Source organism: Bradyrhizobium sp. ISRA442, assembly GCF_038085055.1.
Taxonomy (GTDB): domain Bacteria; phylum Pseudomonadota; class Alphaproteobacteria; order Rhizobiales; family Xanthobacteraceae; genus Bradyrhizobium.
Genome location: NZ_JALGCN010000001.1, coordinates 22932 through 42932, shown reverse-complemented (window position 1 = coordinate 42932; position 20001 = coordinate 22932). Strand labels below are relative to the sequence as shown.

The window sequence follows — 20001 nt, the reverse complement described above, 5'->3', positions numbered from 1 at the left end:
GCATGAGCATCATCCACCTGCCCACGCGGCGCGAGCTCCTGGTCGGCTCCGGTGCGCTGTTCGCCTGGAGCCAGATGCCGCGGCTTGCGCGCGCCGAGGGGCGCGATCCGCGCCTGCTCGTCATCATCCTGCGCGGCGCGCTCGACGGGCTTGGTGCGGTCGCACCGGTCGGCGATCCCGACTGGATCTCCCTGCGCGGCGATCGTGCGCTGGTGCTCGACGGCAAGGCGCCCGCGCTGCCGCTCGATTCCTTGTTCGCGCTCAATCCGGCGATGCCGAACCTGCATCGGCTCTACAAGAGCAAGCAGGCCTCGATCGTGCATGCGACGGCGACGCCCTATCGCGAGCGCTCGCATTTCGACGGCCAGGACGTGCTGGAAAGCGGCATCGCCAGACCTGGCGCGACCGGTTCGGGATGGCTCAATCGCGCATTGCTCGCACTGGAATCGGGCGGCCGCGTCGACCCGCACGGCAGCCGCGCGCTCGGCATCGGTTCGGTGACGCCGCTCGTGGTGCGTGGCGCGGCACCCGTGATGACATGGGTGCCACAGAAGCTGTTGCCCGCGAGCGCGGATACGCAGAACCGCCTGCTCGATCTCTACCGGCACACCGACCCGAAGCTTGCGAGCGTACTCCAGGCGCGTATGAAGCTCGCCTCGCTCGATGGCACGCCCGCGATGGGCGATCCAATGTCGGACGATCCGACGCTGGCGCCGCCCGGCATCGCGCGCGTGCGCGCCTATTTTGCGGATGCCGCCGGCACTGCCGCGCGTTATCTCGCCAAGCCGGACGGCCCGCGTGTCGGCGCCATGGGCTTCGTCGGCTGGGACACGCACATCGCCGAAGGCGCGGCCTCGGGCCAGCTCTTCAATCTCCTCGGCGCGCTCGACGGCGCGCTGGCCGCGATCGAGAGCAACATGGGCGAGACCTGGCACGAGACCGTGGTCGCCGTCGTCACCGAATTCGGGCGCACCGCGCGCATCAACGGCACGCAGGGGACGGACCACGGCACCGGCACGGTCGCCTTCCTCGCCGGCGGCGCGCTCGCCGGTGGCCGTGTGATTGCAGACTGGCCGGGACTGAAGCCGGCGCAGCTCTTCGAGGATCGCGACCTCAAGCCCACCGTCGACTTGCGCGCCGTGCTGAAGGGCCTGCTCAGGGATCATCTGCGCGTCGAGGAGAATCTGCTCGCCAGCGCCGTCTTCCCCGACAGCGCAGATGTCAGGCCGATGGGAGGTCTCGTCGGCTGACCGCGTAACGTGTCCAACCGGATCAGGTTCGTCATGTGCACACTGACACAACGAGACCTCGACTTTCTGGCCAGCCTGACGACGCGCTGGCAGCGGCTCTACTGGCGCGAGCTCGCACGGATCCTCAAGGAGGACGTGCGGGCCGATAAGCCCCGGCTGGGCGACCGCACGGTGACGTTGCGCATCGTCTCGCGCTGATTTTGGGCCGATCCGGCGCGGATCTGTCCCGATTCAGGACATTAACTGTGGTGGAATCGTCACAGCCAGCGTGAAACGGCCGTCGCCGCAGGCCTGCTTTCCTTCCGACAAGGTTCTGCCCCCATTGCCGACCGAACTTAAGGTTGTTCGGAGGGGCGTATCATGTCTCGCTTTGCACGTGCCGAAAGTGCCCGGATTTCCCACGCAATCTCATGCCGCCAACCGGCCCGCATCCTGCTCGTCGCGATCGGGGCCGCCTCGCTCGCCGCATGTGCGCAATCGCCGGCCGGCCGCCAGGCGGCCTCCGGATTTGGCGGGGCCAGCCGTCAGGCCGCGGTCGAGCGGCCTCACAAGGTTGCAGCCCTGCATCCGCGACCGATCAGGCGGGCGCGCGCGCCGGACGGTAGAGGCAACACCGCACAAGCCCGCTCGCACGGCGTTGCCAGCTTCTACTCGGACACGGAGACCGCGAGCGGCGAGAAGTACGACAAGAACGAATTGACCGCAGCGCATCCGACCCTGCCGTTCGGCACGCGCCTGCGCGTCACCGATGTCTCCAGCGGCCGTTCCGTCACCGTCAGGGTCAACGATCGCGGACCCTATGTCCGCGGGCGCGTTGTCGACGTTTCCCATTCCGCCGCCGAGGCGCTCGGCATGGTGGACAAGGGCATCGTCAACGTCAGGCTCGACGTCGTGCATTAAGGCCGGTCGATCGACATCGAGGCGTCGCGCTTAACCGGCTGTTAGCCGCTCTGGCGCACCATGGGTGCCCAAACAAATCGGGGCTCTCGGGGAGGCGGCGCTTGAACACGATCCAGTATCTCGAAGATCAGGCCGCGCGCGCCGAGCGGCTGGCCAAACGGATCACTGATACGCGGACGATCGAACAGCTCCTGACTTTCGCCGGTGAACGCCGCCGCGAGATCGAGGTCATCGCCGGCAGATACCAGCGCGCATAACGCTCCCAAACCATGCTCTGAGTTGCCACACGAAAAACGCCGCGGATGCGGCGCTTTTTTGTGCTTGCGGCAGCAAGATCAGGTGTGGCTCTCGACGAAGTCGCTGAGATAGTCGGGCAGCGTCACCCCATCGATATCGCAGCGCGCCCGGATTTCGCCGACGATCTCGGTCGAGATGTCTCTCGTCCAATGTTCGAGCGTGTTGAATGAAATCACGCAGATCGGATCGTGGAAGCAGCCGGCGACGAGTTCGTCGATCGTAGCTTCGATGTCGTTTCGCTCGACGCGGATTTCGGTCGCGTCGTCGAGGCGATCGATTACGACGAACAGGGTCTGATCTGCGCCATAAGGCACGATCGGGGATGATAGACCCGCTTCAGGCATCGCAGGCACTCACGCCGTTTCTGATGACCGATAACGGGAAAATCCGGCAGAGGGTTCCTACAACTTGTCGTGCGCGTGAAGACGAGAACTGCCGCGCGCGGTCAGAGAAATTCCCGCAAGCGCGACAATTCTGCGATGTGCTCGGGCGACAGGATTGCCGTGACCAGCGGCGGCTGCGGCGTGGCGCGGATCTCATAGAGATGACGCGTCGCGGCGGGCTTGCCCATGAAGGCCGAGATGCACTGGTCGAGCGTGCCCTCGATCACCTGGTAGGAGGTACGATCGGGCCGCCGCTGGTTTCCGAGCGAAGGCCATTTGAGCAGCACGGCGGCTGCACCGAAATCAATCTTGGAATCCCTGGTAGATGCGTCTCCCATGTTCTTCCCCCTTCACGCAAAAAGAACCCCAGCACGCGTTCTTGCGTGCCGGGGCCAACACACCCTATCGCTGCATCTCAATGCCACGAGTTACCAACGTGGCTGCCGGAAAATGGTTCCCGGCGGGCCATCGCCGGTTAGCTCGCTGCCGCCGCGATTCTCTGCCCCGGCCTGGCCTCACCATTGCTGGTCTCGTCGCCGCGTCGTACCTCCGGCGGAAGTCCCGCGAAGCGCCGCAACGCCTCGGCCATCTGTACGCGGCCGGGCACGCCGGTGATCACCACATCGACCATCGTGAAGGACGAGTGGAAATGGCCGTGCGCCTTGAGCTGCTCGACCGGAACGCCGGCGGCGGCGAGCGCCTCGGCATAGGCGATGCCCTCGTCACGCAGGGGATCGAACTCGCACGTTACGATGAAGGCCGGCGGCAGGCCTGCGACCTTGCCGCGCAGCGGCGAGGCGCGCGGATCGGTGCGGTCTGCCGGCGAGCAGTAGAGGTCCCAGAACCAGTACATCAGCGACCGCGTCAGGAAATAGCCGGTCGCATTGTCGTTGTAGGACGGCCGGTCGAAGCTGCAATCGGTGACCGGGCACACCAGGAGCTGGCCGGCGATCTCCGGGCCGCCGCGGTCGCGCGCAAGCTGGCAGGTGACGGCGGCGACGTTGCCGCCGGCGCTCCAGCCCGCGACCAGCACGGGATCGGGCGTGCCGCCGAGCTCGGTGGCGTGCTCGGCAATCCAGCGCGTAGCCGCATAACCGTCCTCGGCTGCGGCCGGGAAGCGATGCTCGGGCGCGTGGCGATAGCCGACGCTGACGAAGATCATGCCGGTCCGCCGCACCATGTCGCGGCAGAACGGATCGTCGGATTGCTCGTCGCCGAGTACCCAGCCGCCGCCATGGAAGTAGACCACGACCGGATGCGGACCGGGCGTCGCCGGCCGATACAGCCGATAAGGCAGCGGGCCGTCGCTGCCGGGCAGGATGCCGTCGACGATTTCGCCGATCGGCCGGCCCGCAGGCCGGCTCTTGTTGAACTCGCTGACGAAGGCGCGCGCGCCGAGCGCGCCCATCGACTCGATCGGCGGCAGGTTCAACTGCGTGAGCAGGTTCAGCACCAGCCGCACGTCCGGTTGCAGGCGCACGATCTCGCCGTCATTGCACTGTGCGGCGAGGTTCGGGCCGGTGAGGCGGAAGCCGAGCATGCCGCGGCCGGTCACCTCGTCGCAGATGCTGCGATAGGGGCCGACGCCGCCGGTATAGGGCATCAGCGCATGCACCTTGCCGGGCACGTTGGCGCCCGTGTACCAGGTGTTGGCGAGCCGGTGCAGCGTCAGCATCGAACAGTCGGCCATATGCCGGCCCCAGCCGGCCTGCGCCGTCTCGGTGGCCTCGATGGTGGAGAAGCCGGCGTCGCGAAGTGCGGCGAGCCGGTCGACCACCCAGTCGACATGCTGCTCGATCGACACCGCCATGTTCGACAGCACCGACGGGCTACCGGGCCCGGTGATCATGAAGAAGTTCGGGAAGCCCGCGACCGTCAGCCCGAGATAGGTTTGCGGCCCCTGTGCCCAGACGTCGGACAGCGACTTGCCGCTGCGTCCGGTGATCGGATGCACCGCGCGGATCGCGCCGGTCATGGCGTCGAAGCCGGTCGCGAATACGATCACGTCGACGTCGAAGCTGCGCCTGTCGGTGCTGATGGCGTTGGCGCTGATCGCCTTGATCGGCTCCTGGCGCAGATTGACCAGCGTGACGTTCGGCCGGTTGTAGGTCGCGTAGTAATTGGTGTCGAGGCAGGGACGTTTTGCGCCGAAGGGATGATCGTGCGGCGTCAGCGCTGCCGCGGTTTCGGGGTCCTTGACCGCGGCGCGGATCTTCTCGCGGATCAGGTCCGAGACGATGTTGTTGCCGTCAAGGTCGGCGCCCTGATCGGCCCAGAGCTGCGTCAGGATGTAGACGAGATCGCCCTTGCTCCATGCCTCCTCAAAACGCGCGCGACGCTCTGCATCGCTCAATTGCCAGCTCACGGCCATCTGTTGCGGATAGGGTACGCCCGTCATCGATTGGCGCGCCTGCTCGCGATAGGCGGCACGGTCGCCTTGCAACAGGCTCATGCGGTCGACCGGCGCCGGCCCGTTATGTGCGGGCAGCGCAAAATTCGGCGTGCGCTGGAACACGGTGAGATGCGCGGCCTGTTCGGCGATCAGTGGGATCGACTGGATGCCGGAGGAGCCCGTGCCGATCACCGCAACGCGCTTGCCGGCAAGGTTGACTCCCTCATGCGGCCAGCGCCCGGTGAAATAGATCTCGCCCTGAAAATCCTTGACGCCGTCGATCTCCGGCGGCTTGGGTGCCGAGAGGCAGCCGGTCGCCATGATGTAATAGCGGCAGGCGACGGATGCGCCGTCGTCGGTGGTGAGGTGCCAGCGCTCGGTCGCTTCGTCCCATTTGGCTTCCGTGACCTTGGTCTTGAAGCGGATGTCGCGGCGCAGATCGTAACGGTCGGCGACGAAGCCGAGATAGCGCAGGATCTCGGGCTGGGTCGCGTATTTCTCCGACCAGGTCCAGGCGGTCTCGAGATCGGGATCGAAAGTGTAGCTGTAGTCGATGGTCTGGATGTCGCAGCGCGCGCCGGGATAGCGGTTCCAGTACCAGGTGCCGCCGACATCGCCGGCCTCTTCCAGGGCGACCGTCGAGAAGCCGGCCTTGCGCAGGCGATGCAGGAGATAGAGGCCGGCAAAGCCGGCGCCGACCACGGCGACATCGATCTGCTGGATGGTTCCGCTCGCGGCGTCAGGAGCACGCGCAGCGACCACTGCATCAGGCATGGCATTCCTCCCGTGCGTTTTGTTTTGCCGGCAGGCTATCGCCTCAGGCCCGTCCTGTCATCAGGACAAATTCAATCTTCGGTAGCCGTTTGCGGCGTTACAGTGGCAACGCGAATGTCGTCGCGACACACGCATCGCGGCGCATAACAGCGCCATATGCGTGATTTTCCGGACTAATCAGGCGGATAGCTTCTGTGTATGCTCCGCTTTTCGTTACCCATGCGTATTGATCAGCGCCATGACAGAATTGAGTGAGCGAACCAAAGCCAATATGGACGTCGTCCTGGAGGAGACGTGCCGCCAATTGCCGCATGGCGGCGATCACGACAGCCGCAGATTCATCGCCGAGCACCTGATCAAGGCAGCGCAATCCGGGCACGCAACGCTCGGTGAACTCGGCATCGTCGCCCGGCGTGCACTCGCGGAGCTCACCGGCAAGAGCAACTAGGCACGACATCGCGCCGGGCTTGCCTCGCTGCCCGCCGCGGACGTAACTTCTCGGAGAACCATTCCGCGCATCGAGATCTCCCGAAGATGCGGTCCTTGCTTGCGCTCGCTCTGGCTTCCGCAATCCTGTGCTGCGCCGGCCTCGCCGCGGCTCAGCCGGTCGGCCAGTTTCCGTTTGCCCTGACGCGCGAAGGACAGATGCTTGGCGCCGTGGAAGGCGAGGTGGCCTCCTTCAAGGGACTTGCCTACGCCGCGCCGCCGGTCGGCCCGCTGCGCTGGCGTCCGCCGGAGGCAACGGCGGAAAGCTCGGAGATGCGCACTGCCTACGACTACGCTGCGCCTTGTCTGCAGCCGTCGCTGCCGGGCGCGAGCGAGGATTGCCTCACGCTCAACGTGTTTCGTCCCTTCGGGGTCGACGGCCCGCTGCCGGTGATGGTGTTCATCCATGGCGGCGCGTTCGTCTCAGGCACCGCCAACGATCCGCTGTTCGACGGCGCAAGGCTCGCGCAGGCCGGGCTCATCGTTGTGACCGTGAATTATCGCCTCGGCGCGCTCGGCTGGCTCACTCATCCCGCGCTGTCGGAAGGTGGCTCCGGCAATTTTGGACTGATGGATCAGATCGCGGCGCTGCATTGGGTCCACGACAACATCGCGGCGTTCGGCGGTGATCCAGCCAACGTCACCCTGTTCGGCTCCGGCGCGGGCGCGACATCGATCGCGCTTCTGATGCTGTGCAGAGAGGCGCGCGATCTGTTCCAGAGAGCCATTCTTCAATCAGTGCCGGGCCGTGCGCGCCTGCGCTCACAGCAGGAGGCGGAGACCCTGGGCCGACGGTTCGTTACCGCGCTCGGGCAGGATGGCAGGGAGACCGATCCGCGCGCGATCGAGCCCGGACGCCTGCTTGCCGCCGCAAAACGCCTGCTCGCAAAATCCGCGCACGGCTTTGCGCCGATCGCCGATGGAGTCCTGGCGACGGAAGATATCGCGGCAGGGTTTGCGGCCGGCCATGAAAGCCGGATTCCCCTGATCATCGGCTCGAACGACGACGAGACGCGTTTCGACAGCGAGCGCGATGTGAAAGATGAGCTTGCATCCTCGGGCACCGGCAGCGACGAGCTGCGCAAGCTCTATCCTGATGTGGCCAAGCCGCCGGACCTCGCGGCGCGCTTCTACACCGACAAAGTCTACTCCGAGCCCGTGAGATTGCTGTCGCGCCTGCATGCCGCGAGTGGCGCGCCGACTTTCCGCTATCGCTTCGCCTACATTCCCGAAGCCCGGCGCGGAAGTCCAGAGGAGGGGCACGGCCGCGAGCTGCAGTTCATCTTCGGCGTGGAAGGCGTACCGGGCGCGGGAATCTTCTCGCGGCAAGACCGCGAGGTCGCGCGTCGCCTGCGCGCCTACTGGATCAACTTCGCCAGATCCGGTGATCCCAACGGCCCGGACCTGCCGCATTGGGATTCGGCCGCGGGTCGCGACCGTCTGCTGCTGATCACGAATGATCGCATCACGAGCGGCGAGGATCCCTGGCAGGAGCGGCTGGACCGGATCACGCGATAGAGATTTGAAAGGAGATTTGAAGTTATGCCGCGAGTTCGACGCGGGGCGCCGGTGTCAGGCGGTCTTCCTCCAGGTAGTCCATCGCGCCGTCTTTCTCGACGGCGTAGAACTGCTGACCTTCCTTCGACTTGAAGGCTGCGCGTACCACGCCGCGGCGGCCCTTGTCACTGTTGACGACGTCCCCCAGCGAAAACTTCCTCATCTTCCGTCCTGCTTGTCTTCTGGCCAAGTGCTTCGGCCACGGTACGGATTTTGGGCGGCAAATCGTTAACGACTTGCTAACCATACGGGTTTGCCTATGCTCCCCGCCGGTGGCGCGGCAAACGCACGCGCATGTTGCGAAACAGACGAGCCGACATCCATGATGCGATTTCCGACCTTCTTCCTGTCGCATGGCGGCGGCCCCTGGCCGTTCATGGAGGACAGGCGGGTGCAATATGCGAAGACCGCCGAGGTGTTCGGCCACCTGCCGCAGCTTCTGCCGGCAAGGCCGAAGGCGGTGCTCGTCATCACCGGCCATTGGGAGGCCGATGCGTTCACCGTGTCGACGTCCGCGCATCCACCGATGGTATATGACTATTACGGTTTCCCCGAGCACACCTATCATCTGAAATATCCGGCGCCTGGTCAGCCCGAGCTCGCTGCCGAGGTGAAGGCGTTGCTCGCGCGCGCCGGCCTCGATTGCCGCGAAGATGCCAATCAGGGTTTTGATCACGGCACCTTCGTGCCGCTCGGCTTAATGTATCCGAACGCCGATATGCCGATCGTGCTGTTGTCGCTGAAATCCGGCTATGACGCGGCTGAACATGTCAGGGTCGGGCAGGCGATCGCGTCGCTGCGCGACGCAGGCATTCTGATCATGGGCAGCGGGCTCACCTATCACAACATGCGCGGCTTCGGGCGGCCGGAGTCGAAGCCGGTCTCGTACGAGTTCGAAGCCTATCTGAATGATGCGATCAGCCAACCCGATGCGGCGCGCCGCAACGCCATGCTGGTCGACTGGCAGAACGCACCGAGAGCGCGGCTTGCCCATCCCCGCGAGGATCATTTGCTGCCGCTGATGGTGGCGGCCGGTGCCGCCGGCAGCGACGTCGGCCAGCGTCTGCTCCTCGACGAGGTCGCAAGCGTCGCGATGGCGTCGTACGTGTTCGGATGATCTTCTCCCTCTCCCCGCTTGCGGGGAGAGCTATCGCATGTGGTGCTAAAATCCTCGGCCTCATGGTTCGCCTGGCGATGCAAAGCATCGTCCGGAGACGCGCCGCAAGCGGCGCTCCTCACCATGAGGGTCCAAGATTCCGCCGCGAAGCGCGACCTCGTCCTGAGGAGCCCGCTATGGCGGACGTCTCGAAGGATGGACAACGAGGAGGCCGCACTAACCGTATTTCAGCTTCATGAACAATATGCCGCCGGCGAGCAGCATGGTGATGGCATTCGCGGCGACCAGCGGGGCGTCGCCGCTGAGGAGGCCGTAGACGAGCCAAAGCGCCAAGCCCAGCACCATCACCAGGAACATGCCGAGTGAGATGTCCCGGGCCGAGCGGGTCTTCCAAACCTTGATGAATTGCGGCGCATAGGCGACGGTGGTGCAGGTTGCGGCAGCAAAGCCAAGCAGCTTGATGGCGAGCGGTTCCATGCCGGCTCTATAGCACGGATTCGACGGTGGTGATGCGTCAGTTTGAATTGCATCACGGATGTCGCTCGGCGATGAGATCGCGGTAGAGCGCGGCATAGTCGCCCGCCCGGTTGCGCCATGAGACGTCGGTGGAAAGGCCGCTCAGTTGCAGCCGCCGCCACGTCAGCTTGTCATGGAAGGCGATATTGGCCTTACGCAGCGTGCGTGCGAGGGCGTCCGCTGTCACGGGTGCGAATTTGAAGCCGGTGGCATCGTGGCCGGATGCGTCAGCCTCGCCGATATCGACGATGGTATCCTCAAGACCGCCGACACGGGAGACGATGGGCACGGCGCCATAGCGCAACGCGCAGAGCTGGGTCAGGCCGCATGGCTCGAACCGTGACGGCACGATGAGCGCGTCCGAACCGGCCTGGATCAGATGCGCCAGGATCTCGTCATAGCCGATCACGACCGCGATCCGTCCCGGATTCGCGCGCGCGGCGGCCTGATAGCGATCCTGGAGATCGCGGTCGCCGCTGCCGAGCAACGCAAGCTGCATGCCTTCGCCGAGGATGGTCGGGATCGCCTCGAGCAGGAGATCGAGACCCTTCTGCCATGACAGCCGGCTGATGACGCCGAGCAACGGCGTCTCCGCAGCGGAATCCAGATTGAACTGCTGCTGCAGCGCGGCCTTGTTCGCGGCCCGAAATGCCAGCTCCTGCGCGCTGAAGCGATAGGCGATGTGCGGATCGGTCTCTGGATTCCAGACCGAGGTGTCGATGCCGTTGAGAACGCCGCTCAGCACGCTTGCGCGTTCGCGCAAGAGACCGCCGAGCCCCATGCCGCCCTCGTCGCTCTGGATCTCATGCGCATAGGTCGGCGACACCGTGGTGATGCGATCGGCGAATTGCAGGCCGGCTTTCAGGAAGCTGATGCCGCCGAAATATTCAACGGCGTGAAGGTTGAACGACGCCCAGGGCAGGCCGATGGCGCCGATCAGCTCGCGGTCGAACTTGCCCTGATAGGCCATGTTGTGAATGGTCATCACGGTGCCGGGCCGCGGCCGGTTGTCATAGTGCAGATAGGCGGGTGCGAGCCCGGCTTGCCAGTCGTGGGCGTGCACCACGTCGGGCACGAAGGCCGGGACGAGGCCGTGGCCGATGTCGGCGGCGATGCGCGACAGCGCCGCGAAGCGCACGCCGTTGTCCGGCCAGTCGACGCCCTCGGCCGTGACGTAAGGGTTACCGGGCCGCTCGTAGAGATGCGGCACATCGAGCACGAACAGATCGAGCCCGTCGCGGGAGGCTGCGAGCAGGCGGCCCGGTCCGCCGAAATAGTCCGGCCAGCGCCGGATTTCCTCCGCGCCGGTGAGCATCCGCATCACGTCGGGGTAGCCCGGCATCAGCGTGCGCATCTCGACGCCATGCGACTTCAGCGCGACCGGCAGAGCGCCAGCGACATCCGCGAGGCCGCCGGTCTTGACGATGGGGTAGACTTCAGAGGCGACCGCGAGAACGCGAACAGGCGTCATGTATTGAGCCTGTCGATCATCGGCTGGGTGATGAGCGAGATGCCCTGCTCGGTGGTGCGGAAGCGCTTGGCGTCGAACTCCGAATCCTCGCCGACGACGAGCCCCTCGGGGATCTCGACGCCGCGGTCGATCACGACGTTCTTCAGCCGTGCGCCACGGCCAACATTCACGTAAGGCATGATAACGGCGTTCTCGACATTGGCGTAGGAATTGACGCGCACACCGGTGAACAGCAGCGAGCGGCGCAGCGACGCGCCTGAGATGATGCAACCGCCCGAGACCAGCGAGCTCACGGCCTGGCCGCGCCGGCTCTCCTCGTCGTGGACGAATTTGGCAGGCGGGGTGATCTCGGCATAGGACCAGATCGGCCAGGCGCGGTCGAACAGGTCGAGCTCCGGCACCACGTCGGTGAGGTCGATATTGGCGGCCCAATAGGCATCGACCGTACCGGCATCGCGCCAGTAGGCTCGACCGTTGCCGGAGCGGACGCAGGAGGTTGAGAACTGATGCGCGATCGCGCGGCCGTTCTTGACGATGTAGGGAATGATGTCCTTGCCGAAATCGTGGTTCGAGTTCGGATCCTCGGCGTCACGCTTGAGCTCGTCGAACAGGAATTTGGCGTCGAATACGTAGATGCCCATGCTGGCGAGCGAGACGTCCGGCTTGCCCGGCATCGGTGGCGGATCGGCGGGCTTCTCGAGGAACGACTGGATCCAGCCGTTCTCGTCGACATGCATGATGCCGAAGCCGGAAGATTCCGCGCGCGGCATTTCGAGGCAGCCGACCGTGACGTCGGCGCCGCTCTCGACGTGCTGGCGCAGCATCACCTCGTAATCCATCTTGTAGATGTGATCGCCGGCCAGCACCACGATGAAGCGGGCGTTGTGCGACTCGATGATGTCGATGTTCTGGTAGACCGCGTCGGCCGTGCCGACATACCACATGGTCTCCGAGACGCGCTGGCTTGCGGGGAGGATGTCAAAACTCTCGTTGCGCTCGGGGCGGAAGAAGTTCCAGCCCATCTGCAAATGCCGGATCAGGCTGTGCGCCTTGTACTGGGTCGCGACCGCGATGCGGCGGATGCCGGAGTTCACTGCGTTCGACAGGGTGAAATCGATGATGCGCGACTTGCCGCCGAAATAGACCGCGGGCTTGGCGCGCCGGTCGGTCAGCTCTAGCAGCCGGCTTCCCCGTCCGCCGGCCAGGACGAATGCCAGCGCCTGACGGGCGAGCGGCTCATTTCCCACGGCATTCATGTCATCCTCCCACTGACGTCTGGCGCGGGCCGAGGCCTTTTGTCGCGAGGAGCCTGTCGGCCCGGCGCCATTGGAACCGATAGTAGCGGTACGAATAGTAAATCGGAAAGGTAGTCGTTGGTTGCGACCGCGCGGGAAGCTTAATGCTTTGGCCTCTTGCTGCGGGCCCCCTGTTGCAGCCGTGTCATGTCCGCGCGCGGAAACAGAGGTGTTGATCGAGGCTTGGAAAGGCGCGACGTCTGCGGCGAGGCCTGATCACGATTCAGGCAAGTGTGGGTGTCTTGTGCGCTGCACGCGAAATCGAGGCTTTGACTCAGCGCAAAGATGCCCGATCATCGCGGGTCATCCTTTTCCAAGCGAAACGTCAAACAGGGAGTTAAGACGATGAGTATCTGGAAAACGGCAATTGCCGGCTCTCTGGCGGTCACGGTGATCGCCGGTCAGTTGGAGCAGGCATCGGCGGCGCCGATGCCGACCAATGTCGCAGCCATGAAGGCCGTGGCCGGCAATGACACCACGCAGGTGTATTGGCGCGGCGGCTGGGGATGGGGCCTCGGCGGCCTCGCGGCCGGCGCCATCATCGGCGGCGCCATCGCCGCCAGCACCGCGCCTTACGGCTATTATGGCGGTCCGTATTACGGTGGTTACGGGTATCCGGGCCCGTATTATGGCTACGCTCCGGCCTACTATGGCTACGCTCCGGCCTATGGCGGCTATTACGGCTACCGCCGCTACTACAGCTATCGCCCCTACCGTCCATATTACTACGGCTACGCGCGGCCCTGGCGCGCCTATCCTCGTCCCTATTACCGCGCCTATTGGTGATCGAACCGCGCCGGCAGGGCACCCGGGTCAAACGGGGTGCTTGCCTTGCGGGAGCGCTCCGATGTCTGCGCTGGTCGCGGGCCGCTGAAAGCAGGCGGCCGGATCAGACGGCGCGCGCCGGAATCCGTGATCGGACGCGGTGAAGCGGGCATGCGCGCCCATGAAAATCCCGATGCAGATTGCGGCAATGATCGCAATATCGATGCACCATTCCACGGGTCCGGAGCTCATGGCAGCGCGATCGCGGTTGAGAGGTCGGCTTCGGACAGACCGGGGCCAACTGACGCAAAATAGATCGCAATCAGGAAAATACGGCTGAGGATGGCGACGCCCACCATGACCTTGATGTCGTAATGGCGAATAACGAATGCGAAAGGCGGAATCGCCTGGCGTTTTAAAATGCTCATGGCCCACTCCTTGCCAAAAATCCGGGCATCGACCGCCCGCCGACTGAAATGACAGCTTGATGAAAGGCCGTTCGGCGCCTTGCCGGCGTCCCTCAAAATGACCACACGCGATGCTAGTGCCAGCGCGGGGAGCAGGTCTTTAGCGCGTCCTTACATTTGGCTGAGCTTTCCCTTAAGATTGGGGACCATCCGGAGGTCGGAGCGATGCGTACGGACGCGCTTGCCTTTGGTGAATTTCGGCTCGATCGGGCGAACGCGCTGTTGTGGCGAGGACGGGAGCGGATCGCGCTGGCGCCGAAGCCGTTCGAGGTTCTTTGCTGTCTGGTCGGCCGCCCCGGCGAGCTCGTCACCAAGGAAGAGCTGCTCGATTCTGTCTGGTCCGACCTGCACGTCAGCGAGTCGAGCCTTGCCGTCGCCATGAACGCGCTGCGCTCGGCGCTCGGCGATGACAGGCAGTCTCCCAACTACATCGAGACGGTCACGCGACGCGGCTATCGCTTCATTGCGGCGGTCACGACCGCCGAGCGGGTTGCAGTCGAACAGGTGGTCGAGGAAGGGGCTTCCGCCGCCGAGCAGATCGTCGATCGACGCCGGCAATGGCGAGTAGGGCGTGCTGCCGCGCTCGAGACGCTGGACAAGGCGTTGCAACTCGCGCGGACCGGGCAGCGTCAGGTCGTCTTCATCACCGGCGAGGCGGGAATCGGCAAAACGACACTCGTTCAAATGACGCTCGACAGGATCGAGCGGCAGGGACTTGGCGTGCTGCATTGTAACTGCAACGAGCTGTTTGGCACCCACGAGGCGTTTCTGCCGCTCATCGAAGCGCTGAACGAGCGCTGCCGCGGCACCGAAGGTGCGTCGTTGCTTGCGTCCATACGCGACCACGCGCCGACCTGGCTCGCGCAGATGCCCGGATTCCTCGGCGAAGCAGATCGCGCCGCCTTCCAGCATGAAGTCTTTGGCGCAACGCGCGAGCGCATGCTGCGCGAATTCGCCGATCTCATGGAAAGCCTCGCCGCCGTGCGCCCATGGGTGATCATTCTCGAAGACCTGCATTGGAGCGATTTCGCAACCGTCGACGTGCTTTCGCGGCTCGCGCGCCGGGATCGGAAGGCGGCGATCCTTGTCCTGGCGACCTATCGGCCCATGGAAGTCGTGGTCGGCGGGCATCCCGTCCGTGCCGTTCACCAGGACTTGCGGATTCACGGGCACGCCGCCGAGCTCGCGCTCGATCGGCTGACCGGCGTCGACGTCGAGCGCTATCTTGCCTTGCGCTTCAACTCTACCGATTTTGCCAGGGACCTTGTCGAGCGCATTTTCGCGCGGACCGGCGGACAGCCGTTGTTCGTAACGTCGCTCGTCGATCACCTCGTGGCGCAAGGTGCGCTCGTCGAGGACGACGCAGGATGGCGGCTGGTCCGCGAAGAGGCCGCCTTGCACGACAGCATGCCGCGTGATCTGGAAGGCATGATCACGCAGCAGATCGATCACCTCACGGCAGAGCAGCGCAGTCTGCTCGAGGTCGCAAGCGCGGCGGGTGCGGAGTTTTCAGCGCTCCAGGTTTCCGGCGTGCTGGACCGCCCCGTGCTGGAGGTCGAGCAAATGTGCGAGGACCTCGTGCGGGCCGGCCGCATCATCGTCGTCGATGGCATCACCGAATGGCCGAACGGAGAGGTCTCCGGGCGTTATGCGTTCCAGCACGCGCTTTACCAGGAGACGCTGTATCAGCGGCTTGCGCCCGCGCGCCGCACCAAAACCCATGCGAGCCTCGGGGCAGGCCTCGAGCGGGGATATGGGCCGCAGGCGCGGGAGATCGCTGCCGTGCTCGCGCGCCACTTCGAATTGGGCCGCGATTTCCCCAGGGCGATGCAGTATCTGGGAATGGCTGCCGAGGGCTCGGCGCGGCGGTTCAGCACGCGCGAGGCCGCGAACTATTTGTCTCGGGTCTTGGAGCTGGTGCCGCATCTGCCGCCCGAATTTCAGGTGGCGACGCGTCTGAAGCTGCTGCTCCAGCGGGCGTGGGCCTGGCGCGCCGGTGGCGATTTCCTGAATTCGCTCCAGGACCTCGGCGCGGTGGTCGCACATGCGGCGGAGAACGGACTCGTGCGTGAAGAGGTGAACGCGCTGGTCGATCTCAGCAGGTTCTGTCTTTACGTCGACCGGCGCCAGAGCCTACCGTTCGCCGAACAGGCCCTGGCGAAGAGCCGTGCGATTGACGACGCCGCGTTCGGCGCGCTGGTCCAGGGCAACTTCGCCAATTTGAAGCTGATGCTGCGCGGCTGGGACCGCGAGAATGCGGAGCTTTCCGAGCGGGCATCAAGGCTGATCACGGACTCGCAGGATCTCAGCATGCGGCTCCGGCGCTGCTCGATGGAGATGGTGCTGGAGTTCCTGCGATCGAATTACCCGGCCTGCTGCGAAGCGACGACCAGGGGGAAGGAGCTCGCGCGGCTGCTCGGCGACGTCTACCTGTTCGCGCTCTATGAATCCGTCGAGGCCTTTGCGCAGATCTATCTCGGCGAATGGGGGCGGATGCAAAGGAGCGTCGCCGCTACATTGATCATCTCGGAGCGGAATGCAAATCCGCAGGCCATCGCACTATGTCAGCTCACGATCGGGTGGCTGCATTCCGAGGCCGAGGAATATGGCAGCGCGGCGCGACGCGGGGAGGAGGCGCTCGGCCCGATGATCGAGGCAAATCCGTTCAGCTTCTTCGTCGGCAGGAACCTGCTCGCGCGCGCCCACGTCAGGATGTGCAACTTAGCCGTGGCGCGGCAGCATCTCGACGTCCTGGAACGGCGAATGGAGGTAGACCACGTTCCGATGGAATCGCTGGTCATTCCTCAGTATCTCTTGACCTGCTGCGACTACTGGATCGCGATCGGCGATCTGGATCGCGCCCAGAGTTGGGCGAGCCAGCTTCATGCGGTGACGAGCGCTGCGCCCGACCGGCCGTTTCTCGTGCTGTCTCACGACGCGATGGCGAGAATTGCGCTGCTGAAGCACGACACGCAGACGGCCAGAGACCATCTGTCGGCGGCGATTTCGATCGTCCGTCGTGGCGGGCTGCCGAACGCTGCGTGGCGCGCCTACCGCACATCCGCGGTGCTCTATGAGAGCCTCGGGCACGCGCAAAAGGCAGCCAAGTGGCAAGACCGCGCCCGCCGGGTGATCGCGTCGCTGGCTCAGTCGCTCGATCCGGGAGATCCGTTGCTGTCGGCGGCGCTTTTCGACGCAAGCCGGGACGTCGGGACCAAAACCACGGAACGGACGTGATCGGGCTCAATCCGGCAAGTCCGCGATCTGTTGCGGCTCTCCGGGCGGCTGCTTGGCGATGCCTTGGTTGTGCTGCTGCCGAAGCGCGCGGGACATGCGGTAGGCATCCCTGCGCAGCCGCATGATCGACCCGAGCGGCCGATGCGCCGCCAAGCATCGCCACGGATCGAACGACAGCACCTCATTGGCATAGAGGCGACGCGCGGGACTGTCGGCGGCCTGGCGTGGGAGAGCGATCTTGCCGAGGGCTTGCGGCGGCGAGACGTCCTCCGGCCAATCGATCGAGGCGTCCTCGATCGGCGTGCGCTTCAGGTCGGTGCAGAGCTGTGCACGCAGTTCATACTCGGCCGAATTGTCGCTGAAGAAGGAAACGACGGATTTGAGCACGACATCGTCGCCATCGTGGCAGGGTTGACCGGTGAGCTTGCGAAGCGATTCCGACATCGGTACGACGCGAAGCCTTGCGACATGGTCGCCGAAGCGCAGCGCACCTTCGGTGTGAAAGGTTTCTCCGAGGATGTTGTTGCCGGGATCGCCGAGCGCCCTTAAGAGCATCGGGATGTGAATGCCCGTTTTGTCCGCCAAGGCGACCGCGATACGCGAGAAGAATCCGCCCGCTCTGAACAGGAAATCCGGAAGGATCAGGCTGCGCTCGAAATTGCGCTGTGCGCCGTCGAGATAGGCCTTGGTATCCGCGAAATAGCTGGCGTGATTGACGAGCAGGATATCCTGGTTCGTCGAGTGATCGTCATCGAGCGCCCGCGGGCCGCTCACGCCGAGGACCTTGATGGCGAACCCTCTCGGTGAACGAACGCGGTCGCTCTTGTTGAATGCGGTGGAGAGGCGGACGATGATCGGATAGGTGCCGGCCTTTTCGAACAGGCCCTGGCGCAGATGATCCGGCAAATCGTCGTAGACGATGAGCTCGCCCCGGAGAAAGCCGACGCCTTTAGCGTGCTGCTGCCGGGTCCGGTGTCCGTCTTTGCTGCTGGTGAAGTCGCTGGTCCGCTTGATCGAGGCAACGATCGCAGCGACGGCTTCCGCTTCGTCCGGCCGGACTTGTTCGACGGACGGATCATAACGCAGATACTGAGCGGCTGACATGGCGCTGATCTCCAGCCCGAAGGTCGCCTTCCCATTGCGCACGCTTGCGGCCGCTGGGCAGGTTCCATTGTAAGCCCGTAAGCGCAACATGGGCAACCGGAGAGCCAGTCCCGGTGGTCCGGCCGCGCCGTGAGCGAGGCATCGCGTTACCGGCGAAATCTCAGCCTGTAGGCTAGTGCGACGGCGCGCCCAAAGTCCTTATGTGTCCCTTATGTTGTCCTGATCTTTTTCTTAAGGCTGCTGGTCGCACAGGCTGAGCCGGCTAGCGCGAGACCACACGATTAGGCTCATACAGGCCAGATGGGCGAGCACGATCGCGGCGAGATGAAGCGGGCCGGCCTTGAGAGAAAGCCCGCGCATCTCGCCACGCCCGTTCAGTGGGCCTCCGGCTCTGCAGCGCATCGCTGAAGAACCGCTGCGCTGCGTCCGGGGCACGATACCTCACAGCTTCATCAAGCATCCGTGAGGCGAGAAGGACGTTTCTCATCCGGCTGCCATCGTCGAAACGATCCTCCTGCATTCTCCTGTTCCAGCAACAGCCACATTGCTATTTGCATCATCACACTTGCAGCGCACTACGCCCCGTCAAAAATCAGGAAGACGAGCAAATCGGGAGACCGGCCATGGGCCTGCAAGAAACAAAAATCGAATCGCTTCCCTTCGTCACCGCCGAACTCAACTACCTCGCGCCGACAACGGCCAAGCCTCGCACCTACGCCTTCGATCCGCCGCCGGGTGAGCCGAAGAGCACGGCGCTGCCCGAGCCGCATCAGGTCCCGATCTTCGATGCACGCCTGATCGCCGAGCACTTCTCGCTCGACCACGAGGGTTTTGCGCTGGTGCGCCATCCGACGCGGGTCAAGGATTTCTACAACGATGAAGAGGTGAGGGCAGTCTACTATCCCGTCGTCGAGGCCTTCCTGCGTGCGACGCTGAAGGCCGACCGCGTCGTCATCTTCGATCACACCGTGCGCAAGCGCGTCGATGGCGCTGCCGACATTCGCGGCGCCGGGCCGCGCCAGCCCGCAACGCGCGTTCACGTCGACCAGACGATTACCTCCGGCGCCAACCGCGTGCGCGAGCATCTGCCTGACGAAGCCGAGGAGCTGCTCAAGGGGCGTGTGCAGGTGATCAATCTGTGGCGACCGATCCGCGGCCCCTTGCGCGATTCACCGCTCGCGATGGCCGACGGCACGACGGTGGCTCCCGACGATCTCGTCGCGTCTGATCTGATCTATCCCAACCGCAGCGGCGAGACCTATTCGGTGAAATACAATCCGAACCACCGCTGGTTCTATTTCCCCGAGATGACGCCGGACGAGGCGTTGTTGCTGAAGTGCTACGACTCCGCAACCGACGGCCGCACCCGCTTCGGGCCGCACACCGCCTTCGTCGACCCGACCACGCCGGCCGACGCACCGCCGCGCGAGAGCATCGAGTTGCGCACACTTGTCTTTCACAATCGGTAACAATGTTTGACGACGCTGCCGGGCTCAGCCCGGCAGTGTTTTGGGAACTCAGGGAACAAGTCGACGTTTGCAGCACCGGGCAGGGCCAACCGGGAGCGGTGTCGTGCGAGCGCTGACGACGCTATTCTTTTGTCTTGCCTTTAGTCTTTCCAGTCTTTCTCTGGCTCATGCCGAAAGCGGACTTGCTTCATATTACGGATACGGAAAATCCGCCAGAAGCGGCGGAATGACCTGCGCGCACCGGACGCGTCCCTTTGGCAGCGTGCTCACCGTGTCCTATGGTGGACGTTCGATCCAGTGCCGCGTCAATGATCGCGGCCCCTTCATCCGCGGCCGCATCGTCGATCTCTCCGTCCCCGCCGCCCGCGCGCTCGGCATGATGAGCGCCGGCGTGGTGCGGGTCTCGGTGGACTAAGCTTCCATACTGCCGCGAACGACGCTGGTGCTCCTCACCCTGAGGAGCCGCGCTCTTGCGCGGCGTCTCGAAGGGCGAGGCCGAGAGCCGGGCCCTTCATCCTTCG

The 20001-nt window shown here is 64.6% G+C and carries 21 protein-coding genes; 11 read left to right on the top strand and 10 right to left on the bottom strand.

Going from position 1 to position 20001, the window contains the following annotated elements; translation table 11 throughout:
* Positions 1-2 precede the first annotated feature (2 nt).
* The 4 genes from MTR72_RS00195 (at position 3) to MTR72_RS00180 (ending at position 2407) form a co-directional block, all read left to right on the top strand.
* A complete protein-coding gene (locus tag MTR72_RS00195) occupies positions 3-1250 on the top strand; it encodes a DUF1501 domain-containing protein (protein ID WP_341509903.1) in 1248 nt (415 codons plus the stop codon).
* 33 nt (positions 1251-1283) lie between these two features.
* Complete coding sequence (locus tag MTR72_RS00190; protein WP_341509902.1) at positions 1284-1448, top strand: hypothetical protein; 165 nt, start codon at positions 1284-1286, stop codon at positions 1446-1448.
* 162 nt (positions 1449-1610) lie between these two features.
* The gene (locus tag MTR72_RS00185; protein WP_341509901.1) at positions 1611-2150 is read left to right on the top strand and encodes a septal ring lytic transglycosylase RlpA family protein; all 540 of its coding nucleotides are present in this window, start codon (positions 1611-1613) and stop codon (positions 2148-2150) included.
* Between the two features lie 101 nt (positions 2151-2251).
* Positions 2252-2407: a hypothetical protein gene (locus MTR72_RS00180; RefSeq protein WP_198024679.1), complete on the top strand. Its 156-nt coding sequence runs from the start codon at positions 2252-2254 to the stop codon at positions 2405-2407.
* 78 nt (positions 2408-2485) lie between these two features.
* Here the strand turns inward: MTR72_RS00180 and MTR72_RS00175 are convergent, their stop codons facing one another.
* The 3 genes from MTR72_RS00175 to MTR72_RS00165 all read right to left on the bottom strand — a co-directional run bounded on the left by MTR72_RS00175 (position 2486) and on the right by MTR72_RS00165 (position 5996).
* Positions 2486-2791 carry a hypothetical protein gene (locus MTR72_RS00175; protein WP_280965714.1) on the bottom strand — a complete coding sequence of 102 codons (306 nt, stop codon included), beginning with the start codon at positions 2789-2791 and terminating at the stop codon, positions 2486-2488.
* Between the two features lie 101 nt (positions 2792-2892).
* A complete protein-coding gene (locus tag MTR72_RS00170; RefSeq protein ID WP_341509900.1) occupies positions 2893-3168 on the bottom strand; it encodes a hypothetical protein in 276 nt (91 codons plus the stop codon).
* Between the two features lie 137 nt (positions 3169-3305).
* On the bottom strand, positions 3306-5996 hold the full coding sequence (locus MTR72_RS00165) for a flavin-containing monooxygenase (protein WP_341509899.1): 2691 nt from the start codon (positions 5994-5996) through the stop codon (positions 3306-3308).
* A gap of 238 nt (positions 5997-6234) precedes the next feature.
* Here MTR72_RS00165 and MTR72_RS00160 point away from each other — a divergent pair, with 238 nt between their 5' ends.
* Both MTR72_RS00160 and MTR72_RS00155 read left to right on the top strand, forming a co-directional pair.
* Positions 6235-6444, top strand: coding sequence for a hypothetical protein (locus tag MTR72_RS00160; protein WP_280965711.1), 210 nt, complete (start codon positions 6235-6237; stop codon positions 6442-6444).
* Between the two features lie 86 nt (positions 6445-6530).
* Complete coding sequence (locus MTR72_RS00155; RefSeq protein WP_341509898.1) at positions 6531-8000, top strand: carboxylesterase/lipase family protein; 1470 nt, start codon at positions 6531-6533, stop codon at positions 7998-8000.
* A 22-nt stretch (positions 8001-8022) separates the two neighbouring features.
* Here MTR72_RS00155 and MTR72_RS00150 read toward each other — a convergent pair whose 3' ends face one another.
* A complete protein-coding gene (locus MTR72_RS00150) occupies positions 8023-8202 on the bottom strand; it encodes a hypothetical protein (RefSeq protein WP_280965709.1) in 180 nt (59 codons plus the stop codon).
* Between the two features lie 159 nt (positions 8203-8361).
* Here MTR72_RS00150 and MTR72_RS00145 point away from each other — a divergent pair, with 159 nt between their 5' ends.
* Positions 8362-9156, top strand: coding sequence for a DODA-type extradiol aromatic ring-opening family dioxygenase (locus MTR72_RS00145; protein WP_341509897.1), 795 nt, complete (start codon positions 8362-8364; stop codon positions 9154-9156).
* 216 nt (positions 9157-9372) lie between these two features.
* Here MTR72_RS00145 and MTR72_RS00140 read toward each other — a convergent pair whose 3' ends face one another.
* The 3 genes from MTR72_RS00140 to glgC are packed head-to-tail and all read right to left on the bottom strand — an operon-like array spanning position 9373 to position 12399.
* A complete protein-coding gene (locus MTR72_RS00140; protein ID WP_279375809.1) occupies positions 9373-9633 on the bottom strand; it encodes a SemiSWEET transporter in 261 nt (86 codons plus the stop codon).
* Positions 9634-9685: 52 nt separating this feature from the next.
* Positions 9686-11143: a glycogen synthase GlgA gene (gene glgA / locus MTR72_RS00135; RefSeq protein WP_341509896.1), complete on the bottom strand. Its 1458-nt coding sequence runs from the start codon at positions 11141-11143 to the stop codon at positions 9686-9688.
* The gene (glgC, locus tag MTR72_RS00130; protein WP_341509895.1) at positions 11140-12399 is read right to left on the bottom strand and encodes a glucose-1-phosphate adenylyltransferase; all 1260 of its coding nucleotides are present in this window, start codon (positions 12397-12399) and stop codon (positions 11140-11142) included. Before glgC ends, glgA begins: the two co-directional genes overlap by 4 nt.
* A 384-nt stretch (positions 12400-12783) precedes the next feature.
* Between glgC and MTR72_RS00125 the strand changes: the two genes are divergently transcribed.
* Complete coding sequence (locus MTR72_RS00125) at positions 12784-13224, top strand: hypothetical protein (RefSeq protein WP_280965705.1); 441 nt, start codon at positions 12784-12786, stop codon at positions 13222-13224.
* Between the two features lie 27 nt (positions 13225-13251).
* On the opposite strand, the gene MTR72_RS00120 is transcribed toward MTR72_RS00125, so the two are convergent.
* Both MTR72_RS00120 and MTR72_RS00115 read right to left on the bottom strand, forming a co-directional pair.
* Positions 13252-13455 (bottom strand): hypothetical protein, encoded by a 204-nt coding sequence (locus MTR72_RS00120; RefSeq protein ID WP_341509894.1) that lies wholly within the window; start codon positions 13453-13455, stop codon positions 13252-13254.
* Complete coding sequence (locus MTR72_RS00115) at positions 13452-13736, bottom strand: hypothetical protein (RefSeq protein ID WP_280965704.1); 285 nt, start codon at positions 13734-13736, stop codon at positions 13452-13454. Before MTR72_RS00115 ends, MTR72_RS00120 begins: the two co-directional genes overlap by 4 nt.
* A 99-nt stretch (positions 13737-13835) precedes the next feature.
* On the opposite strand from MTR72_RS00115, the gene MTR72_RS00110 reads away from it, so the two are divergent.
* A complete protein-coding gene (locus MTR72_RS00110) occupies positions 13836-16907 on the top strand; it encodes an AAA family ATPase (protein WP_341509893.1) in 3072 nt (1023 codons plus the stop codon).
* A 6-nt stretch (positions 16908-16913) separates the two neighbouring features.
* Here the strand turns inward: MTR72_RS00110 and MTR72_RS00105 are convergent, their stop codons facing one another.
* Positions 16914-18011: a catalase family protein gene (locus MTR72_RS00105; protein WP_341509892.1), complete on the bottom strand. Its 1098-nt coding sequence runs from the start codon at positions 18009-18011 to the stop codon at positions 16914-16916.
* Between the two features lie 623 nt (positions 18012-18634).
* On the opposite strand from MTR72_RS00105, the gene MTR72_RS00100 reads away from it, so the two are divergent.
* Positions 18635-19480 carry a CmcJ/NvfI family oxidoreductase gene (locus MTR72_RS00100; protein WP_341509891.1) on the top strand — a complete coding sequence of 282 codons (846 nt, stop codon included), beginning with the start codon at positions 18635-18637 and terminating at the stop codon, positions 19478-19480.
* Between the two features lie 103 nt (positions 19481-19583).
* On the top strand, positions 19584-19895 hold the full coding sequence (locus MTR72_RS00095; protein ID WP_341509890.1) for a septal ring lytic transglycosylase RlpA family protein: 312 nt from the start codon (positions 19584-19586) through the stop codon (positions 19893-19895).
* Positions 19896-20001: the final 106 nt, after the last annotated feature.